The 17,333-nt window shown below is 39.3% G+C and carries 19 protein-coding genes; 9 read left to right on the plus strand and 10 right to left on the minus strand.

Annotated elements, in window-relative coordinates; translation table 11 throughout:
• Positions 1–110: 110 nt before the first annotated feature.
• The gene (locus AC1M84_RS03695; RefSeq protein WP_481594452.1) at positions 111–797 is read right to left on the minus strand and encodes a YggS family pyridoxal phosphate-dependent enzyme; all 687 of its coding nucleotides are present in this window, start codon (positions 795–797) and stop codon (positions 111–113) included.
• A gap of 122 nt (positions 798–919) precedes the next feature.
• Between AC1M84_RS03695 and AC1M84_RS03700 the strand changes: the two genes are divergently transcribed.
• On the plus strand, positions 920–1,957 hold the full coding sequence (locus AC1M84_RS03700; RefSeq protein WP_092768204.1) for a type IV pilus twitching motility protein PilT: 1,038 nt from the start codon (positions 920–922) through the stop codon (positions 1,955–1,957).
• Between the two features lie 34 nt (positions 1,958–1,991).
• On the plus strand, positions 1,992–3,116 hold the full coding sequence (locus tag AC1M84_RS03705; protein WP_481594453.1) for a PilT/PilU family type 4a pilus ATPase: 1,125 nt from the start codon (positions 1,992–1,994) through the stop codon (positions 3,114–3,116).
• Between the two features lie 55 nt (positions 3,117–3,171).
• Here AC1M84_RS03705 and fur read toward each other — a convergent pair whose 3' ends face one another.
• Positions 3,172–3,609, minus strand: a complete 438-nt coding sequence (fur, locus tag AC1M84_RS03710; protein WP_035267453.1) for a ferric iron uptake transcriptional regulator — start codon at positions 3,607–3,609, stop codon at positions 3,172–3,174.
• 112 nt (positions 3,610–3,721) lie between these two features.
• Between fur and AC1M84_RS03715 the strand changes: the two genes are divergently transcribed.
• Positions 3,722–4,120, plus strand: a complete 399-nt coding sequence (locus tag AC1M84_RS03715) for an outer membrane protein assembly factor BamE (protein ID WP_092768200.1) — start codon at positions 3,722–3,724, stop codon at positions 4,118–4,120.
• 45 nt (positions 4,121–4,165) lie between these two features.
• Here the strand turns inward: AC1M84_RS03715 and AC1M84_RS03720 are convergent, their stop codons facing one another.
• The 8 genes from AC1M84_RS03720 to AC1M84_RS03755 all read right to left on the minus strand — a co-directional run bounded on the left by AC1M84_RS03720 (position 4,166) and on the right by AC1M84_RS03755 (position 12,554).
• Entirely contained in the window at positions 4,166–4,489 is a 324-nt protein-coding gene (locus tag AC1M84_RS03720) for an RnfH family protein (RefSeq protein WP_092768198.1), read from the minus strand.
• Positions 4,486–5,568, minus strand: coding sequence for a hypothetical protein (locus tag AC1M84_RS03725; RefSeq protein ID WP_481593836.1), 1,083 nt, complete (start codon positions 5,566–5,568; stop codon positions 4,486–4,488). Before AC1M84_RS03725 ends, AC1M84_RS03720 begins: the two co-directional genes overlap by 4 nt.
• A gap of 109 nt (positions 5,569–5,677) precedes the next feature.
• Complete coding sequence (locus AC1M84_RS03730; RefSeq protein ID WP_481593835.1) at positions 5,678–6,526, minus strand: class II glutamine amidotransferase; 849 nt, start codon at positions 6,524–6,526, stop codon at positions 5,678–5,680.
• 170 nt (positions 6,527–6,696) lie between these two features.
• Positions 6,697–7,602: an acetylglutamate kinase gene (gene argB / locus AC1M84_RS03735; RefSeq protein WP_481594454.1), complete on the minus strand. Its 906-nt coding sequence runs from the start codon at positions 7,600–7,602 to the stop codon at positions 6,697–6,699.
• Between the two features lie 22 nt (positions 7,603–7,624).
• Positions 7,625–9,049 (minus strand): phosphomannomutase/phosphoglucomutase, encoded by a 1,425-nt coding sequence (locus tag AC1M84_RS03740; RefSeq protein ID WP_481594455.1) that lies wholly within the window; start codon positions 9,047–9,049, stop codon positions 7,625–7,627.
• A gap of 195 nt (positions 9,050–9,244) precedes the next feature.
• A complete protein-coding gene (gene dut, locus AC1M84_RS03745) occupies positions 9,245–9,697 on the minus strand; it encodes a dUTP diphosphatase (protein ID WP_035267418.1) in 453 nt (150 codons plus the stop codon).
• A gap of 24 nt (positions 9,698–9,721) precedes the next feature.
• The gene (locus AC1M84_RS03750) at positions 9,722–11,761 is read right to left on the minus strand and encodes a UvrD-helicase domain-containing protein (RefSeq protein WP_035267404.1); all 2,040 of its coding nucleotides are present in this window, start codon (positions 11,759–11,761) and stop codon (positions 9,722–9,724) included.
• A 139-nt stretch (positions 11,762–11,900) separates the two neighbouring features.
• Positions 11,901–12,554 (minus strand): YiaD family glycine zipper/OmpA-like lipoprotein, encoded by a 654-nt coding sequence (locus tag AC1M84_RS03755; RefSeq protein ID WP_092768184.1) that lies wholly within the window; start codon positions 12,552–12,554, stop codon positions 11,901–11,903.
• 244 nt (positions 12,555–12,798) lie between these two features.
• On the opposite strand from AC1M84_RS03755, the gene AC1M84_RS03760 reads away from it, so the two are divergent.
• From AC1M84_RS03760 to AC1M84_RS03785, 6 genes are all read left to right on the plus strand, one after another.
• The gene (locus AC1M84_RS03760; protein ID WP_035267399.1) at positions 12,799–13,728 is read left to right on the plus strand and encodes an acyltransferase; all 930 of its coding nucleotides are present in this window, start codon (positions 12,799–12,801) and stop codon (positions 13,726–13,728) included.
• A gap of 35 nt (positions 13,729–13,763) precedes the next feature.
• On the plus strand, positions 13,764–14,801 hold the full coding sequence (locus AC1M84_RS03765; RefSeq protein ID WP_416202018.1) for a preprotein translocase subunit SecA: 1,038 nt from the start codon (positions 13,764–13,766) through the stop codon (positions 14,799–14,801).
• 116 nt (positions 14,802–14,917) lie between these two features.
• Positions 14,918–15,631: a septum site-determining protein MinC gene (gene minC, locus AC1M84_RS03770; protein WP_180000266.1), complete on the plus strand. Its 714-nt coding sequence runs from the start codon at positions 14,918–14,920 to the stop codon at positions 15,629–15,631.
• A gap of 61 nt (positions 15,632–15,692) precedes the next feature.
• Entirely contained in the window at positions 15,693–16,505 is an 813-nt protein-coding gene (minD, locus tag AC1M84_RS03775) for a septum site-determining protein MinD (protein WP_035267390.1), read from the plus strand.
• A 2-nt stretch (positions 16,506–16,507) separates the two neighbouring features.
• Positions 16,508–16,780, plus strand: coding sequence for a cell division topological specificity factor MinE (minE, locus tag AC1M84_RS03780; RefSeq protein WP_035267388.1), 273 nt, complete (start codon positions 16,508–16,510; stop codon positions 16,778–16,780).
• 188 nt (positions 16,781–16,968) lie between these two features.
• Positions 16,969–17,256 carry a PA4642 family protein gene (locus tag AC1M84_RS03785; protein ID WP_035267385.1) on the plus strand — a complete coding sequence of 96 codons (288 nt, stop codon included), beginning with the start codon at positions 16,969–16,971 and terminating at the stop codon, positions 17,254–17,256.
• The last annotated feature ends 77 nt before the right edge of the window (positions 17,257–17,333 follow it).

Consider the following 17,333-nt stretch of genomic DNA (forward strand, 5'->3'; position numbering starts at 1 on the left):
CTTCCCTGTTTTATGATTATGTGAAATATATTGGTTTATTTTTATACATAAAAAGTTGTATTTACAATGACAGTGACTGAACCCGAAAGTTCAGTGCAGACTGAATCCAATCATTTTGAGTAATTTCTCGCCCCAAATAAGGCCGTCCCTATTCGAACCATAGTCGATCCAGCACTAATCGCATCTTGTAAATCACCTGACATTCCCATACTTAAGGTATCCCAATCAGAAGGATGTGCATGATGCTCTTTCATCCGATCAAAAAGTGTCTTGGCATCATAGAGTGCATCTACATTGCCAGGCGCTGGAATGACCATTAATCCTCGTAATCGAAGTCGAGGTAATATGCTCATTTGAGCCACAAAATCTTCGACCTCTGAAACCGCACAACCATCTTTGCTTTCTTGAGCATCAATATTCACTTGAAGACAGATATTGATTGGTTCCTGTTCAATGGTGCGTTGATTAGAGAGTCGCTCTGCGATAATGAGGCGATCAACCCCATGCACCCATGCAAATTGTTCAGCCAACTGTTTGGTTTTGTTGCGTTGAACATGACCAATAAAATGCCATTCAATGTCTAAATCATTCAGCGCTTTGATTTTATCTAATGCTTCTTGCAGGTAATTCTCACCAAATGCTCGCTGACCAGTCTGATACATTTCTCGCAAAATCTCTGCAGGATGCGTTTTGGAAACAGCCAGAAGTTTAACCTCGTTAGATTGTCGTTGAGCAACTTCACAGGCTTGTTCAATTTGTTGAATGACACTATTTCTCGCTTGCTCTAGACCCATCATGTATAGCTTTCTCAGTTAATTCATCTTTTTTTACTTTCTTGCACGCTAACTGTTGGTTAAGCTGTAGGAAAGCCTTATTATTCTATCAAAATAATTACGATTTTAATGCGTTCGGGGAATTTATGGATATTACAGAATTACTGGCATTTTCAGTGAAAAACGGGGCGTCTGACTTGCACCTTTCTGCAGGAATGCCACCGATGATTCGTGTTGATGGTGAAGTTCGTCGTATTAACTTACCAGCCTTAGAACACAAAGAAGTACACCGCTTAATCTACGACATCATGAATGATAAACAACGTCGCGATTATGAAGAAAAATTAGAAACCGATTTCTCATTTGAAGTACCCGGTGTAGCACGCTTCCGTGTCAACGCATTCAACCAAAATCGTGGCGCTGGCGCGGTATTCCGTACCATTCCTTCTCAAGTGATTTCTATGGAAGACTTGGGCATGGGGCAAATTTTCAAAGACATTTGCGCCTATCCACGAGGAATTGTTTTGGTCACAGGACCAACGGGTTCAGGTAAATCGACTACGCTTGCGGCGATGATGGATTACATTAACGACAACCGTTACGACCATATTTTAACCGTTGAAGATCCAATTGAATTTGTGCACCAATCCAAAAAGTGTTTGATTAACCAGCGTGAAGTGCATCGTGACACACACGGTTTTAATGAAGCGCTACGCTCTGCACTGCGTGAAGATCCAGATATTATTCTCGTCGGTGAAATGCGTGACCTCGAAACCATTCGACTTGCACTCACTGCTGCGGAAACTGGTCACTTGGTGTTTGGAACACTGCATACCACATCTGCAGCAAAAACAATTGACCGTATTATCGACGTGTTTCCTGCCGATGAGAAAGACATGGTTCGTGCCATGCTTTCTGAATCGCTTCAAGCCGTCATCTCTCAAACGCTCTTAAAGAAAACAGGTGGCGGTCGGGTAGCTGCTCACGAAATTATGATTGGAATTCCAGCGATTCGAAATCTCATCCGTGAGAACAAAGTTGCACAAATGTATTCTGCAATACAAACCGGTGCAAATTACGGCATGACCACACTCGATCAAAGTCTCAAAAATCTTGTCGCGAAAGGCATTATTACCCCGCAAGTTGCACGTACTGCGGCTAAACAACCAGAATCATTTTTATAAAAAAGTGAACGTCATTTGATTTAGGGGAATCAAAATGGATTTTAATGACCTGCTCGACATGATGATTGTGCGCAAGGCTTCAGATTTATTTATCAGTGCAGATATTGAACCATCAATGAAAATTAATGGTGAAATTGTGCCTGTAGTTAAAACAAAGCTCACTGGTGAAATCATAGGTCAATTGATTCACTCGATTATGAGTGAAAGACAACGAATCGAATTTGCTGCAACACACGAATGTAATTTTGCTATTGCCAATCGTGATAAAACTGCGCGTTTTCGTGTCAGCGCTTTTCAGCAACGTGATCAACCTGGCATGGTTTTACGTCGGATTGAAACTATCATTCCAAGTATTGATGAGCTGAAACTACCGCCCGTCCTTAAAGATCTAGCAATGACTAAGCGCGGGATCATCTTATTTGTAGGTGCTACTGGTACAGGTAAATCGACTTCGCTTGCAGCAATGATCGGTCATCGTAATCAAAATTCTAAAGGTCATATCATTACCATTGAAGACCCAATCGAATTTATTCATCAACATCAAGGCTGTATCATTACTCAACGTGAAGTTGGAATTGATACAGACTCCTTTGAAATTGCACTGAAAAACACACTCCGCCAAGCACCTGATGTCATTCTTATTGGTGAAATTCGCTCACGTGAAACCATGAACTATGCGATTAGTTTTGCTGAAACAGGACATTTAGTATTTGCGACCTTACATGCAAATAATGCCAACCAAGCCTTAGATCGTATTATTCATTTCTTTGAGACGGATCGTCACAGCCAACTGTTTATGGACCTTTCACTTAATTTGAAGGCGATCATTGCACAACAGTTAATTGCGACTCCTGATAAAAAATCACGTCATCCCGCAATTGAAATCTTAATCAATTCTCCACTGATTTCAGACTTGGTGCGTAAAGGCGAAGTTCATGAAATTAAAGAAGTCATGAAGCGTTCCCGTGAAATTGGAATGCAGACGTTTGATCAAGCGCTATTTGACTTATATAAAGCTGAGAAAATCACTTATGACGAAGCATTACGTCATGCTGACTCTGCCAATGATTTACGCTTACAAATCAAACTCTCTGAAGAAGATCCAAACTATCTGTTGAATTCTGGCCCCCGCCTCACTTTTGATGGTCAAGATGATTAATCAATAGTGAATAAAAAAGGAGCAATCATTGCTCCTTTTTTACTTTAATCAAGATTTATTTTTTACGGTATGCTTCTTGGCATTCAGGCGCATCGCAGTAACCATATAAATTCAAAGAGTGACCTGTTAAAACAAAACCAAGTTGTTCAGCAACATTATGTTGTTCTTGTTCAATCAAATCATTGTGGAATTCAACAACTTTGTTGCAGTTCTGGCAGACCATATGATCGTGGTGATCATCTTGCATGATTTCGAATACAGAGTGATTATTCTCGAAATGATGACGTTGGATAATACCAGCAGCTTCAAACTGAGTTAACACACGATATACAGTTGCTAGACCGACATCTTCGCCTTGCTCAAGTAAGGTCTTATAGATATCTTCCGCGCTCAAATGATGCTGTCTTGAATTTTCTAATAATTCCAAAATCTTGATTCGTGGAAGGGTAACTTTAAGTCCAGCTTTGCGTAAATCTTGATTTGAAATAGGCATATAAAAAGGTCTCTCAACAAATTTTAAGTTGGAATATGCAACAGAGTTGAGATGCAGTATGATCTATCCTTGGATCAATTGCATCATAATTAATTTGGGATAGTGTAGCAAAATGCAAAAAATCATGCTGACGTTATTCGTCGCTTCTTTACTGGGTGGTTGTTCTGTCTTTGGTGTATACAAAGTTGATATTCCTCAAGGAACACCATTAACCCAAGCGCAAGCTTCAAAAATTCAAGTCGGGATGACTTACCAACAAGTTCGTTTTTTACTTGGTAGCCCAACCATTTCAGATCCTTTGAATCCTTTACGTTGGGATTACATCTACAATTATACCCCAGGTACATATGCTAAAAAAGCAAATATTCCTGCAACTCAAGGTCAGCATCTAAAAGTATATTTCGATGGTTCTGGCGTCGTGAATAAAATCGAAGGTTTAGAAACTATCCCAGAAACTCAACCTGGTTTACCAGGTTCGAAAGATGCGATTTTGAACGCGCCACCACTATAAAGAATTAGACATAAAAGAAAACCCCTCAAAGAGGGGTTTTTCATATCATTTCAATTGTTTAAAGCGATTGCCACGACAATAGCGCCCAACTGGATTCGCTGCCGCTCGCTTACGGCGTATATCTTTTGGATTAATCGTTAATGCCCGATAGATTTCCACCCGATCACCTGCTTGCAAAACATGCGATTGATCTTGTACTTTCGTCCCAAAAATTCCAACAGCATACTCGTCTGGCAACTGCGTACACGACGCGATACCACTTTGTGTAATAGCATCCGCAACAGACATGCCTTCCACAAATTCAAGTTCAATGTGAAACTGCTGGTCTACAGCAGCATAAGCAACCCAAACTTTTGCATTTTGGATCATGGTAACAATTGACCTAAGTAAGAAATCATTGCAACCACAATTGCTAAAGGTGTCACAATACGTACAGCCACACGCCAGATATTATAAAAAGCTTCATTACTAAAATTCAGCGCTTTACGTAAATGACTAATTTTCATGATCCAACCCACGAAAATTGCATAGATTAAACAAATGCTTAATCCCCAAAGCATTAAAATCGGAGTTAAAAATAGATCGGCTGCAGGGAATACCCAAATTAAAAGTGGTGCAAGCAATAAAATATATTGCACCGCTTGTGCTAATCCACGATGTACGAGTTGTTCCTTGCCAAGTTGCAGGAGTAAAGCTACTGCAAATATTGTTGCGATTAAAACGATATATGCTGGAATTGCAGCACTAATTGCAAAATATCCAAATCCAGCCACAGCCACCAGTTGCGCTAGCCAAATCGGTAAAGTTTTTGGCGTTGCAGCATCTTGTTTCTCTTGATTAAGATTTGTCTGCCAATACAATCCAAGCCCGAGACCAGAAGCCACTAAAGCGAGAATAGTTGCATTACCCCACTCTTTAAACTCAACAGGAGTCAGCTGCCACTCATTAACTTGGACACCAAAAACTTGAGCCGCGATTAAACTTGCAATCGTTGCAATCGCAGTAAGTACAACCAATACAGAACGTTGAAGAAATGATAAACTAAATGCAATGAATGCTGCGATACCCATCAAAATATTTGAACCAATACCAAAATCATTTTGTTGTGCTACAGCATTAGAAGTATTAAGTAATATACCGCCCGCTAAGAATGGAATAAAAATCACAGCAAGCCAACCAACCACTCTCCAACGTTGGTGCGCATCGGCTTCACGGGTCAATTTTGATAATGCGTTCAGCGCTGATGTTTGAGCTCGTTTCGCCAATCCAATTTCTAAATAGATAATTGGCAACGCTAAAAACAACATCGTTGCAAACCAAAGCAACCAAAAATCGAGTTGTCGATCAATTTGCAAGCCTAAGCTTGGTGCCAGACCCACAATAATGATAAATGATAAACAAAATGCCATCAGCGGCGATAACCATCGTGACATAGCGGTGTCCTGCATGAGGTATTCCATTAAAAAGTTTTACGCTATTTTGCCTAGCTCAATCATTAAAATCAAAGTCTGGCGTTAAAAAAGTAAGTGTAGATCTTAGCCACTTCACATTAAATTTTTAATACTGATCCGCGCGAGTAACACGCTTCAAGCTTGGGTCACGAGCTTCTCTGACTAATCGCTCAACGTGAGTTATGGTACGTAGTGTTGGCTTACCATCCTGAAATAAAATCATTTCGCCGGGCGTATATGCAAACCAAGCTTCATTATCTGTTAATGGTTCTGTCGTAATTACAGCCACACGATCTTCAGGTGTCGTGACCTGACTAAAATCGACTTCAACATCAATATCAATTAATCGTGCAGGTTGAAATGGATATTCGCGAACAATCCAGTGTAATTTTGTGGTCGCATAACTATACAAAGCCTGTCCATTTGATAAACAAAAATTGAATGTCCCATGCTCTGCTATTGTTGGCGAAATTTCTTCTAAAGCATGAAATACATCTTGGACACTTGGCTCTACATAACCAAACTTTTGTACGAGATGTTCTAATAAATAACAAAATGCAAGCTCACTATCTGTATTACCTACTGGTGTGAACTGTCCCGACAACCTTGGATGAAAATCATGCAGATCACCATTATGCGCGAAAATCCATTGTCTCCCCCACAATTCACGAATAAACGGATGAGAATTTTCTAAAGTAATTTTTCCCTGTGTTGCTTTACGAATATGCGCAATGACATTACGCGATTTAATCGGATAATTACGAACGAATTCTGCAATTGGAGACTCGACTGCAGATTGGTTATCAACAAATAAGCGGCATGCCTTATCCTCAAAGAAAGCAATGCCAAAACCGTCTGAATGATCTGACGTTATTCCAGCGCGCTGAGAAAAACCACGAAAAGAAAACGTAATATCCGTAGGGGTGGCACAATTCATTCCAAGTAGTTGGCACATAATCTTTCATTTTGCTTTAGTTATCAGTTTTATTGTGCATCAGCCTTATAGATGTTGCAAATATGAATATGGCAATTGAATATGTTTTATACCGGATATATGGGACATAAAACGATTATTCTTATCAAACAAAAAGCCACCGAAGTGACTTTTTATTATGTGATTATGAGTTAGTGCGCCGACTTAGAACGATTGGTAATCAATGTTCCAACACCGTGATCCGTAAAAATTTCCAATAAAGTCGCATGTGGAACACGACCATCCACAATATGCGCGCTCACTACACCACCTTTCACCGCATCAAGCGCACATCCCACTTTCGGAATCATACCGCCGTAGATCACACCTGTATCGATCAAGCGATCAACTTCTTGTGTTGTTAATCCTGTGAGTAGGTTTTTATTCTCGTCCAATACACCACTGATATTCGTAAGAAGAATTAACTTTTCTGCACCCAAAGCTTCAGCAACTTTACCAGCAACTAAATCCGCATTGATATTATAAGTGTTACCTTCCTCATCAACACCGAGTGGCGCAATCACTGGAATAAAATCACTTTGAGTGAACATTTCCAGAACGTCAGTTTTTACACCGACCACTTCACCCACTAACCCAAGATCAATTTGTTGAACAGATCCATCCTCTTGGTTTTTTTCCATCAACAACTTTTGAGCACGAATTAAGTTACCGTCTTTACCCGTTAATCCAATTGCACGACCACCATGTTGATTGATCAAATTCACAATAGACTTATTTACACTTCCGCCCAACACCATTTCTACAACTTCCATAGTTGCAGGATCAGTTACACGCATTCCATCAATACGGTCTGATTCACGCCCAAGTTGTTTCAAAAATGAATCGACTTGAGGACCACCACCATGAACCACAACCGGATTAAGACCAACTGTTTTCAGAAGCACGATATCACGGGCAAACGAACTTTCTAATGCAGGATCAGTCATTGCATTGCCGCCATATTTCACTACAAGTGTTTTACCTGTAAATCTTTGGATGTATGGCAAAGCTTCTGTCAAAATTTGAGCTTTGTCGATGCCAGTTTGTTGGTGTGGCATTCGCCTCTCCTTCATTCCTACATTAGTGTGCATTCAAAATACTTTGAGCAAGCACAGGATATTTTTCATTTAAAATTTTTACAAAATGCTGGCGAATTTCATAAAGTTTTGATGGACTATCTGCATCAAACCGTACCGTGAAGTATTCACCAGTATTTGATGCTCGCATAATGCCAAATCCGTAGTCAAAATCAAGGCGAATACCATCGATTTTACTCATTTTAGCCCCAGTACTTTTACAATTCTGCTCTATCAAGGCTAAGACGTCTTGCGGATTTGCATCTTGAGTTTCAATGTAGGTATCTTCAGTACCAAAGCGATCTGGAAATTGGGCGAGATATTCAGATAGCGTGATATTGAGTTGACTCAATGCCTCCATGACCCGTAATGCTGCATAAATACCATCATCGTAACCAAAACCACGACCATCATTAAAAACATAATGACCCGCATATTCTCCCCCAAAAACAGCTCGACCTTTGGACTGGGAAATATAACGGCGCATAAAACTGCTGCCAGTACGAATCATTTTTGCGATGCCTTGTAATTGTTCAATGGTTTTTGACACCATCGTTGAACATTTTACGTCATAAACAATTTCATGATGAGGATGCTGACTTAAACATAATGATGCGAATAATGCTAACAAGCGATCAGCAGACACAATGTGAGCATTTTCGTCCAAAATGACGGCACGATCACCATCACCATCAAGAGCAATCCCTAAATCCGCCTGATGCAACAAAATTTTTTCTTTTAGCTGCGTCAAATGCTTCGCTTGTGAAGGGTCTGGAGGATGATCTGGAAACTCTCCATTTTCATGACAACGTATTGAAATGACTTCACATCCCATTTTTTGTAGCACTAAATCAGCACAACGCCCAGCGGCACCATGCATACCATCTAATACAACCTTGAGAGGGCGCTTTAATTGAATATCCTTGAGCAAAGCATGCTGATAAGCCAAGCAATACTCTGATTTAATCTGATGTGTGAGTTGAGGTGGCGTTGGAAGCTGATCATGTTGAAAATAGAAACCTTCCGCATATTCCCCAACATTTTGAATCATGTCTGGACAAGGTGGTTCGTATTCAATAATCCATTTAATCCCATTATCATGTTTAGGGTTATGACTCGCGGTCACCATGATGCCATTGCCATTTTTATGTCGAGCAGCAAAATACATTTGTGGGGTTGAACAACATCCAATGTTCTCGACATTCATCCCTTGTTTTTTGAAGACTGATTCAATAATCCAAGCAAAAGTAGGTCCAGTCAATCGAGCATCGTAACCTAGCACGATACTTTTCTGACCACGTGATTGATACTGAGCAACGAGCCCATGCGCGATCGCATAAATTGTTCTTGTATCCAATTGACTGACTTTTCCGCGAATATCATAAGCACGGAAAATTTGTCTTGGAAAAATAAGTGGTTGGGTATTCATTCTTAATTAACACCGTTGACTGCTGAGTCAGAACAGCGTGATGAGAGTTGATCCAAATAAATTTTGAATATATTGAGTAGTAAAAAATATCGTTATTCTTTATATAACGTGTACCAATTTCAATTTATATAATCTTTGTTAATATTTTGCAACATATAAATAAAAGCCTGATTTTACAGGCTTTTATCCAAAATACTATTGTTTTCCAGTGTGTCCGAATCCACCAGCTCCTCGCTCACTTGCCTTGAATTCGTCAACTAAATCAAATTCAGCTTGTAAAACAGGAACCAATACGTATTGAGCCAATCGCTCACCTGGCTCTAATGTAAATGCATTTTGACTGCGGTTCCAAACTGAAACCATTAATTCACCTTGATAATCTGAATCAATTAGACCGACGAGATTTCCTAATACAATCCCGTGTTTATGACCTAAGCCAGAACGAGGCAAAATCAAACCCGCATAACTTGGGTCTTCGATATAAATTGCCATACCTGTTTTAACTAAAACAGTCTGACCAGGCTCAATAGTGATCGCTTCATCTACACATGCACGTAAATCTAAACCTGCTGATCCTGTTGTTGCATAAGTAGGTAATGGCCATTCTTGACCAAGTCGTTGGTCAAGTACTTTCACTTGAACTTTCATATTCAATCCTGTTTTAAAATGTAATTAACGTTTGAGTAAAGCTTTCAGATTTTGCAGATAATGCTGTGCCTGTAATTTTGGATCGATATTTTCAGCCAATTTCTTTTTTCGACCTAGCCAATCGACTTCATCTTGTGGCAATTCGTCCAAGAAGCGACTTGGTGTCATTTGTTTCATCTGACCACCATTTTTACGCTGTTCTGCAAGCGTCAAAGTCAGACCTTGTTTGGCACGGGTAATACCAACGTACATCAGTCGACGTTCTTCTTCGATGGTGTCAGCCACAATTGAATTTTTGTGCGGAAGCAACTCTTCCTCAAGCCCCATAATATAAACAAATGGGAATTCCAAGCCTTTAGAAGCATGCAAAGTCAGTAAATTTACTTTATCAATATCTTCATCTTCTTGCTGTTGCTCCAACATATCCAGCAACACCATCTTACGAATGACACTTTCGATATTTTTTTCATCGACATCTTCAGCACGATTGATCAAACTTTGAATACTGCTATAAAGCACTTCAATATTGTCAATTTTAGTTTTTTCTTGTGCTGGCGTCGCTGCCGTTTCTTTGATGTAGTCGATATATCCTGCCTCAACCATCATTTGGCGGACTTTAGGCACAGGTTCATCATCATCTAACAGTTCACGCGTAAAACCTTCGATAAAATCAGCAAACTCAGCCAATTGAGATGTCGCCTTCTTCGGTAATACCATACTTAGGCGCTGATCATTCGCGGCACCTAGTAAAGAAAGATTATTCTCTTGCGCAAATAAACCTAGTTTTTCTAAAGTCACAGGTCCTATGGCACGTTTAGGTGTGTTAATAATGCGTAAGAAAGCACTGTCATCTTCAGGGTTAATAATGAGACGTAGATAGCTCATAATATCCTTGATTTCAGCACGACCAAAGAACGACTGACCACCAGAAAGTTTGTAGGGAATCTGCATCTGACGAAGTTGTGTTTCTAAAACACGTGCTTGGAAGTTTCCACGGTATAACACGGCGTAATCTTTCCAATTTTTACCATTCATCAATTTATGAGTCAGCAAATCTTTAACAACGCGTTCCGCTTCATCATCATCATTACGACAAGTAATAATGCGGATCACCTCACCATGACCTTTATCACTCCACAATTTTTTATCAAAAATATGTGGGTTATTCTCAATCACATGGTTTGCAGCTTTTAAAATACGACTGGTTGAACGATAGTTTTGCTCAAGCTTAATGACTTTTAAATTGGGGAAATCTTCCTTCAATAAGGCCATATTTTCTGGCTTTGCCCCCCGCCAAGCATAAATTGATTGGTCATCATCCCCTACAGCCGTAAATTGTCCCATGACACCAACAAGCAGTTTGACCAAGATATATTGGGCGGTATTGGTATCTTGATATTCATCAACCAACAAATAACGTACACGGTTTTGCCATTTATCACGGACTTCAGCATTTTCTTGAAGAAGGCGTGTCGGCATTACGATTAAATCGTCAAAATCGACCGCATTATAGGCACGTAAATTACGCTCATAAAGTTGATAGAGATGCGCAAATTGAACATCTTCAGCCGTTTCACAAGTCGTATGTGCTTGCTCCGGCAAAATTAGATCGTTTTTCCAATCTGAGATCATCTTCATCGCTTTTGCGATCAGCTCTTTACTTTCTGCACCAGACAAATTATCTCGGTGCATTAAATCCATTAAAATACGCTTACAGTCATCAGCATCTAAAATGGAAAAGTTTGCTTTAAGTGGCGTATGTTTTAATTCTAGTCTTAATAAATTCAAACCAAAGGTGTGAAAGGTAGAAACAGATAAACCCTTTCCATCCTCTTTACCAAGCAATTTACCGACACGCTCTTTCATCTCTCGTGCAGCTTTGTTGGTAAAAGTCATCGCAGTAATACGATGTGCTGGTATACCGCATTTTTTGACTAAATATGCAATTTTCTGTGTGATTACAGAGGTCTTACCTGAGCCTGCCCCAGCAAGTACTAACAAGGGTCCTTGAGTGTATTTCATGGCTTCAAGTTGCTTGTCGTTCAAATGACTGGCTGATGACATATTCTTTCCTCTTTTCCTTCAGCGCTCGATTATAGTCATCTGCTTCGAATATGACTAACGTTAAATTTAATGAAGGTATATTTGAATAAATTTCAGACATAAAAAAACCACCCGAAGGTGGCTTTTTTAAGATCATGTATTATTGAACTGCGTAAACAGCAATCTCTACACGACGGTTTTGTTCTTTACCTGCTGCAGTTGTGTTATCAGCAATTGGGTTTGAAGAACCTAAACCTTGAGCATTAATACGTGCTGTAGAAACACCCTTAGATGCTAAATAGCTAGCAACAGATTGAGCACGTGCTTGTGACAATGGGATGTTAATCGCATCATTACCTGAACTATCAGTATAACCAGTTACAAGGATACCGCTCTTGTTGTCTTCAGTTAAAACTTGTGCAACACGGTTTAAAGTGTCATAGAAGTTTGGCTTGATATTTGATTTATTTGTATCAAACGTGATAGCACCTGGCATTACTAAGTTAATAGAGCCATCTGGATTACGGTTTACATCAATACCTGTACCAGCAGTTGCTTGGCGTAATTTTTTCTCTTTATTGTCGAGATATACGCCTGCAGCACCACCTAATACAGCACCAATCGCTGCTGCACGGTTATTTTGACGGCTAGTGTTCGCATTACCTTTAGAAACACCGTAACCAGCTGCTGCACCAATTAAAGCACCCAATGCAGTTTTGTCATACTCGACGCCACCAATATTGTTACCAGTTGTTTGACAACCAGAAAGTACCATTGCCCCAACCACTGCAGCTGAAATAGCTAATGCACGCATGGGATGACTCCTTTTATATGTTTTTGTATGTGATGAATAATGATTTGTTAGAAACAATTTAACCATTACTATTTTGTTAATAATAAACAGTTTATTAACAATATGTAATCTTTTGTAGCATCTTTCGTTAATGCTTCATCATATTTTATACATAGTTAAGAAAACGGGCTTTGTGATTTGAGCGACTCGATTTATAGTGTTTTAAAAATTTCAATCACATGCAATCACTTTTTAGGACTGTGCAATGGCAGCAGAGAAGCAGAAACAACCTATTTTAAAAAAAATTTCTAAGGGTTTAACCGTAGGTTCTGTGATCACAGGAAGTACATTTTTTCGTGGCCCACCTATTCTTGCATTAGGTTTGACTAAACTCGTAAAAAAATCATCAAAAATCGATGAAACCAATATCAATATCGCCAATGGTTGGATTGGTACGAATAACTGGCTCATTGAAAAAGTTCTCCCTGAGCTTAAATGGCACATCACGATTGATGAAGATCTAGATCTCAATCTACAAGGTCGTTACATCATGACCTGTAATCACCAAAGCTGGGTAGATACAACTGTTACTCAATATTTTGGTCTTAAACGTATGCCGCTCACACGTTTTTTTACGAAATGGGAACTCATTTTTATTCCTTTTGTTGGGCAAGCATTCAAGATCCTTGGTTTTCCTATGATGAAGCGTCATACCAAAGCGCAAATCGAAAAAAATCCTGCGCTGAAATATCGTGATATGGAAGAAGCGCGTAAATCGTGTGAACAACTGCTCAGCCAACCTTTTACCTTATTAAATTATTTAGAAGGTACGCGCTATACGCCCGAAAAACATGCTCAACAAAAATCTCCGTATAAAAATTTACTCAAGCCTAAAGCGGGTGGTCTAGCACTTGCCCTAAATATTCTAGGAAGTGAAATTGATGCACTAGTCGATATGACCATTGTCTATCCAGATGGTGTGCCAGGTTATGGAGATTTTTGGTTAGGAGAAGTTTCTCAAATTGCCGTGAATTTAAGAAAAATTGAAATTCCTGCTTGGGTTCATAGCGGCAATTATGAGGATGATGCCGACTATCGCGCTCGTTTCCAAAAATGGGTTGATGAGCTTTGGACAGAAAAAGATCAGTTAATTACACAGTTAAAACAACAGCTTCAAGCTGAATCTGTAAATTAAGCTGTCCTCAGAATGTATTGCATATGACAGAACGCATGACTAATTCTCGAAAAACTTTCCGTCCACAGCGTCACGATACGTTATTTTGGAAGATGTTCCTGATTTATGACATCTTTATGATGCTCATTATTTTAGTCAATTTGTTTTGTCTATGTGCCAATGCATTTTTAATGAGTAATTTTGGCTCATGGGTATTTGACACGGTTCAATTACCTCAAATTCTGGAGTTTTATAAATCCGAGCTTCACCCATGGGTCATCATTACTGAAAGTTGGTTTATCACATTTTTAATTGTTGAACTCGCTGTAAGATGGCTGATTGCAATCGTCAATAAACATCATCAGCGTTGGTTTTTCTTTCCCTTCATTCATTGGTATGAAATATTAGCTATTATCCCTTACCTTCGCTTTTTACGTTTAATTCGCGTCGGAGTGATTGCCTATAGACTGCATGAGCTAGGCTATAAAGTCATACCTAATAAATGGTTCAGACGTCTTAATTTTTACTATAACGTGATCATGGAAGAGCTCTCTGATCGTGTGGTGATTACTGTCATTGATAGTGTAAAAAAAGAGTTAGACACTAGCTCAACCCATAAAAAAATCATTCATGATCTGGTGAATCACCATCGAGACATGTTTGCCACGACATTAGCGCAAGTCTTACAAGAATCTTTAGCAACCGAATTAAAACTTCAAAAAGATAATATCTCGCAAGGCGTTGGTCACATTGTCATTAAAGCAATTGAAGACACACCAGAGCTAACACAGCTCTTAAAGCTGATTCCATTGGTGGGTGGTCGTATAGAACAGCAAATCCACAACATTGGTCAACGATTAGGTGAAAATATTACCGACGGTTTAGTTGAACCTTTTATTTCTGGAACCATTGATAAACCGAATGCGCATTATCAACTCATTGCTGAAAAAATTAGCCAGCTCAATATTGATAATCATGCATTAGAACAACTCGTTGAATCTGTCGTTTATGAAAGTCTTGAGTCTTTAAGAAAACAGGTGGCAGTAAAACAATGGCAAATAGAGTTATCAAAAAACAATCAAGTCAAGGAATGATCATTTCTCTATTAATTTAATATATCCGCTAGAGAATTCTTGAGAATTGAACTAGCATTTGCACAATTAACAATTTTTACTTCGATTATAAAGCGCGAAGCAAGCAAGGAATGAATATGGCAGATATTCGGATTACCGGTAGAATGGTGAATTTTACCCGAATTACCTTTGACACCAATGATCATAATGTTATCCGCCAACAATTAAGTGCCATGATGAGTGAAACCTCTTATGAAGGTGCGCTTGTCATTCTAGACACAACCGTTGAACAAGAACTTATTGGACTCATTCAATTGGTCATCAGTTTAGGGTTACAGCCCATGGCTGTCGTTGATGGTTTAATGGGTGATGAAGCACGTGCGATCCAATTCCCAGTTCTTGCGGCTGATCGTCCTTTGCAGCGCATCAAAGCAACAAAAGAACAAGTGGTAGAAGCCCCAGCAAATACCCCTGAAGCTGAGAAGGCTCCAACACACATAGCTCCTGCAACCACACATAAAACTTCGTATCACGATGAAGTGCTTAGAACAGGACAATGTCTGGTACAAGATCACGGCGATATTATTTTAACTGCTGGAATTAATAGTGGCTCTGAAATCATCGCTTCAGGAAATATACATATTTATGGCTCTGCTCGTGGTAGAGTCATCGCCGGCGCCGGTGGCAATACAGCAGCACGAATTTTCTGTCATGTTTTAGAAGCTGAATTAGTATCTATCGCAGGAACATATTGTGTTGCAGATGATATTCCACCACATATGCTAAAAAAGTCAGTACATATCTATTTAAATGATGCTCAAGAGCTTGTCTTTGAAGCACTCGAATTTTAATGTATAACTAAACATGAGAACCCCTATAGTATTGGGGATAAACATAACAGGAGTGGATTCGGTGGCGAAAATTGTTGTCGTAACATCAGGTAAAGGTGGCGTAGGTAAAACAACTACCAGTGCATCTTTTGCAACAGGTTTAGCCCTTCGTGGCCACAAAACTGTTGTAATCGATTTTGACGTAGGTTTACGTAACCTCGACCTTATCATGGGTTGTGAGCGTCGTGTTGTTTATGATTTTGTGAATGTATTAAATAACGAAGCGAGATTACAACAAGCACTTATTCGCGATAAAGAAATCGAAAATCTATATATTTTACCTGCATCACAAACCCGTGATAAAGATGCGTTGACCGATGAAGGTGTTGCACGTGTTATGGACGAACTTTCTCAAGAGTTCGACTACATCATTTGTGACTCTCCTGCAGGTATTGAACGTGGTGCGATTTTAGCAATGTACCATGCTGATGAAGCAATCATTGTAACGAACCCTGAAATTTCATCTGTCCGAGATTCCGATCGTATTATTGGTATGTTGGACAGTAAAACGAAGAAAGTAGAAAATAACGAAGGTCGTATTCGTAAGCATCTTTGTATCACACGCTTCAACCCTGAACGTGCTGACAAGCAAGAAATGTTAACAGTCGATGATATTTCTAAAGATATCCTTCGCGTGCCAACGCTCGGTGTAATTCCTGAATGTAAAAGCGTGTTACAAGCTTCGAATGAAGGTAAGCCTGTTATTCTTTATACTGAAGAAGCAGCTGGACAAGCTTATGACGATCTTGTTGCACGCTTCCTTGGTGAAGAACGTCCATATCGTCACATCTCTGTGAAGCCGAAAGGCTGGTTAGCACGTTTATTTGGAGCATAAAGATGGCAGGATTCTGGAGTAAACTTTTTAGTAGTGATGACAAACCATCAAGTGCACAAACAGCTAAAGATCGCTTAAAAGTTATCGTGGCATCTGAAAATGGTCTAGGTAAGCGTTTAAGCCAAGATAAAATTGATTTAATGAAAAAAGAAATCATGCAAGTTGTGAATCGTTATGTGCGTGGTGTAGATGAACAGCATATACAAATGTCGGTTCGCTCAGAAGCAAATATCGAAATGCTAGAAATGAATATCAATTTGCCTGAAGAACGTTAATCTGATTTTTGATTAGTCAAGCAAATTGAATCAGGGCAAAATATGAGAGTGGCAGAAATAGGCTATTAGCTATATTCCGCCCACTTGAAGCAGAGCTTCAAGTCTTGCGACTAGACAAAGCAGTGCTTTGCTCATCTAGTCTCATATTTTGCCCTTTTTTATTGATTAAAAATACCAAGGAGATTGTGATGGCATTATCACAGCCAGCCACGTTCAATGAAGAATGGTCAGACGAGCGTGTTTTTGCCTATTTAAATCAGTTACCTCCTGAAGGTGTAAACGCTGATTTTCATGTTCTCTATCATGCTTTTAAACATATGCGTGCTAATGACTATGAGCGTTTACTCACTAAATTTATAGCAGATGGTCGTGATCTTAACGCTCAAAATCCTGAAGGCAAACGTATTCATGATGTGATCGCAGAATTCCCACGCCAAAGTGCAGAATTCCTTGCTGTTTTAGCAAAATTTGCCTAAAAAACAGATAAAAAAGCCTGCTTGAGCAGGCTTTTTTGATTTAAATCTATCTTATACCTGTTAAAAAATAGTTTCGT

The sequence above is a fragment of the Acinetobacter sp. 24-47-66 genome (genome assembly GCF_056779755.1).